Consider the following 4,530-nt stretch of genomic DNA (forward strand, 5'->3'; position numbering starts at 1 on the left):
CGTCAGACGTCTATCTGAAGGATATCCACTACACAGGCCAGGCAGAAGTGGCAACTTACCAGGTTACAGGTAAAGTTGTGGACGAGAGCGGTGCTCCTGTGGAAGGTGCGGAAGTAAAAGCCGGCGATCAGACAACAACGACAGCAGCAGACGGTACATACATGATGGCGCTTGCAGATGGCACCTATGATATCACTGTAAAAAAAGGCGGATATGTGATCGGAAACGGCCAGGTAGTGGTAAACGGTGCAGATGCAGCTGTGGCAGATATTGTCCTGAAAGAAGAGGATGAGATTGCGACAAAAGTGATCTCCTCTGAGCAGATGGATGTATACGTGGCAGAAAATTTCCCAAGCGTTGTAAGATACGAGATGAAGGGCGATCTGGCAGGCAAGACCTTCTACGGACAGACAGAAGAGATCAACACCGTAAAGATCAACGGAACGGATGTAGCGCTTGACGCAGCAGATGTGGATGTAGAGTTCGAAGACGATAAAGCGGTCTATACAATGACAGTTAAAGATGAAGACAAACACATCGATGCAGTAATCACAGCAGAATTGGTAGTTGAGAAAAATACACTGGCATTTAATATCACTGATATTAAAAACAATCTGCAGGATGAAGTGGAAGTAAACAAATACGGCGATAAAGTGGAAAAATATCCGCTTCAGACAATTGCGATTCCAAACCACAGCCTGATTTCTGTCAGAAGTTCACAGAACAATGCAAATTTAAAAGGTGCAGTGATGTCATCCAATACTCATAAGAGTGGTGATGAGCTCATTCAAGTGAATGCTGACATGAATAACTACACAGACAGAGATTATATGTATGCATTTGTATCCAATGATGAGATGAGCGCTGGTATGTGGAGCAACTCTGAACATGAAGGAAGAGTTGTTGCAGCTCCTGTATATGGCGGCAGCCAGAATACACGTATCCTTGCAACATCCAAAGATAATGGCGATTATAAGACTATGGGTCTTGCAAGTGCAGAGTGGTATTACCATCGCAATGTAACAGACTCTAAAGGTGTAAAATACACAGTAAAAGAGACAGAAATGCCTCAGTCCAAAGTTGTCATCGCAGGCGATATGAATGAAGATGCACAGGTTGACTGGCAGGACGGAGCGATTGCATTCCGTGATATTATGAACAATCCATACAAATGCGAAGAAGTTCCTGAGCTGGTGGCATGGCGTATTGCCATGAACTTTGGTGGACAGGCTCAGAACCCGTTCCTCACAACATTGGATAATGTAAAACGTGTGGCAATGCACACAGACGGACTTGGACAGTCTGTACTTCTCAAAGGATATGCAAGTGAAGGACATGACTCCGGACATCCGGATTACGACAATATCGGTGAGAGACTTGGTGGAGCAGAGGACATGAATACCATGATGGAAAAAGGAAAAGAGTATGGTGCTCGTTTCGGTATCCATGTAAATGCAAGTGAAATGTATCCGGAAGCAAAAGCATTCAGTGAAAACCTGGTTCGCAGAAACAGCATTGGTTCCTTAAGCTATGGATGGAACTGGCTGGATCAGGGCGTTGGTATTGACGGTATTTATGACTTGGCAAGCGGAGAAAGACAGGCACGTTTTGACTCCCTGAAAGAAAAAGTGGGCGACAATATGGACTTTGTCTATGTGGACGTTTGGGGCAACCTGACATCAGGCTCCAGAGAGGACTCCTGGGAGACAAGAAAGCTCACTGACATGATCACAGACAATGGCTGGAGAATGACAACAGAGTGGGGTTCAGGAAACGAGTATGATTCCACTTTCCAGCACTGGGCAACAGACCTTACATATGGCGGATATACATCAAAAGGTGAAAACAGTGAGGTTATGCGTTTCCTTAGAAACCACCAGAAAGACTCCTGGGTTGGTGACTATCCAAGCTATGGCGGAGTTGCCAATGCACCGCTTCTTGGCGGATATAATATGAAAGATTTCGAAGGATGGCAGGGAAGAAATGATTATGACGCATACATTACAAACCTGTATACACATGATTTAATGACAAAATTCCTTCAGCACTATAAAGTGACAAAATGGGTGGACGGAGAGCCTGTACAGATGACAGACAATAGTGAGACCTACTCATGGACACCGGAAAAAGAGATCACATTGAAAGATGATGATGGAAACACAGTAGTTGCAACAAGAGAGTCCACAGATCCATCCAGCGCAGCATACCGTAACAGAACAGTTACACTCAATGGAAAAGTTATTTCCCAGGGAGCTGTATCCAGAGGAGACAACGGAACAGGCGGAACAGAGTCCTACTTGATTCCATGGAACTGGGATCCGCAGACAGGTGAAAAAGTTGCCGATGATAAAGAAAAAATGTACCACTGGAATACAAAAGGCGGTACTACAACATGGGAACTTCAGGATGACTGGAAATCTTTGAAATCTGTAAAAGTATACAAACTGACAGATCTTGGAAAAACAGAAGAAAAGACTGTAGAGGTTGTAGACGGACACATTACATTGGAAGCAGAAGCTCAGACTCCATATGTAGTATGCAAAGGCGAGGAAGGAAATCTTGAGATCACATGGAGCGAAGGAATGCATCTGGTGGACGTAGGATTCAACTCCGGTGAAGAAGGATTTGAGAAATACTGGAACAAAACAGGCGACGGAACAGCAACGATCGCTAAGAGTCAGTACAGTAATCCGATGATGAAACTGGACGGTGAAGTTGCCATGAGCCAGAAGATCACAGATCTGGAGCCGGGTGAAAAATATGCACTGTATGTAGGTGTTGACAACAGAAGTGATGCAAAAGCGACGATCGAGGTAAAAGCAGGAGACAAAGTACTGGATTCCAACTATACAACACGTTCCATTGCAAAGAACTATGTAAAAGCTTACACACACAGCAATTCCAGCGCAACTGTGAACAACAGCAGCTATTTCCAGAACATGTATGTATTCTTCACAGCTCCGGAAGACGGCAGCGATGTGACACTGACAATCTCCAAAGAAGCAGGAGAGGGCAGCGCATACTTTGACGATATCCGTGTGGTAGAAACTAAGATGGATGTCGTACAAAAAGATGAGAACGGCAATGTGGTCGGAATGGAACAGGATTTTGAAAATAACGTACAGGGTATCTACCCATTTGTTATCGGCGGACTTGAAGGTGTAGAAGACAACCGTACACACTTGTCAGAACTGCATGCACCGTTTACACAGGCAGGATGGGATGTCAAGAAAGTAGATGATGTGCTGGATGGCAAGTGGTCTGTGAAGACAAATGGTTTAAGCGGATACAGCAATCTTGTATATCAGACTATTCCGCAGAACTTCCGTTTTGAACCAGGCAGAACTTACAAAGTAAGTTTTGACTATCAGGCAGGAAGTGACGATACATACGGTGTAACAGTAGGAGACGGTGAATTTAGCGGCGGAACATCTTTAGAGACATTGAAGAAAGCAATGGGAGCTGATCAGGATGGACATTATGAGACAACCATCACAGGAGCAGCATCCGGCCAGACATGGTTCGGTATTTACTCTACTTCAACAGCTGCAGATACACAGGGTACAAGTGGAAACGCAGCAAACTTTGGCGGATACAAAGACTTTATCCTTGATAATTTGAAGATTGAACTTGTAGAAGAAGATGTGAATGAAGATGCACTTGGCGCTCTGATCGAAAAAGCAGAAAGTGAATACACAGAGAGCGATTACACTTTGAATGAGTGGAATGCATTTAAAGAAGCTCTCCTGAATGCAAAAGTCGCTTTAAATAAAGACAAGCCAAGCCAGAAAGAAATGGAAGAAGCTTACTATGCTCTGAAAGCAGCTATGGGAGCTTTGGATAATTCTACAGGAACAGCTACTGAAGACAGATTTGATATTTCTACAGATCTCTATGAAGCAACTGCAGGAAGTGCACAGGGACAAAGTGGAAATGAAGGACCGGTTGATTTTGCAGTAGACGGAAACACAAGTACACACTGGCATACATCCTGGAGTGCAAATGCAGTTCAGGCAGGAGATGCATGGTTCAACATTCATTTTGCAGAAGCACAGACAGTGGATGGAATCAGATATCTGCCAAGAACAGGAGCAGCTAATGCAAACGGTAAATTGAAAGTAGCTGATATCCAGATCAGTAAAGACAATGGAAAGACATATGAGACTGTTGTAGAAAATGCGGAATTTGACACAGCAACACAGTGGCAGAAAGTGAAATTTGCAGAAACAGATGGTGTTACAGATGTTAAGATCATTGCAAAAGAGACGGCCGGACAGTCTGCAGCTGAGACTAATAAATATGCATCTGCGGCAGAGTTCCGTGTAACAAAACCATTGGACCCAACTGTGGAAGAAGTGGATAAGACTGAACTTAAATCTACAATCGACAAAGCAGCAGCGCTTGCAAAAGATGACTACACCGAGGCAAGCTGGAAAGTATTTGAAGAAAAACTTACCGAGGCACAGGCAGTATTTGCAAACGGAGATGCAACCCAGTACGATGTGGCGCTTGCCCTTGCAAACCTGGAAG

General features: G+C 44.2%; 1 protein-coding gene. It reads left to right on the forward strand.

Annotated elements, in window-relative coordinates; all coding sequences use genetic code 11:
- The coding region (locus B5F18_RS12165) for an endo-alpha-N-acetylgalactosaminidase family protein (protein ID WP_143468432.1) at positions 1 to 4,530 on the forward strand (4,530 nt) is incomplete at both ends.

Source organism: Lachnoclostridium sp. An181 (assembly GCF_002160325.1).
GTDB lineage: Bacteria > Bacillota > Clostridia > Lachnospirales > Lachnospiraceae > An181.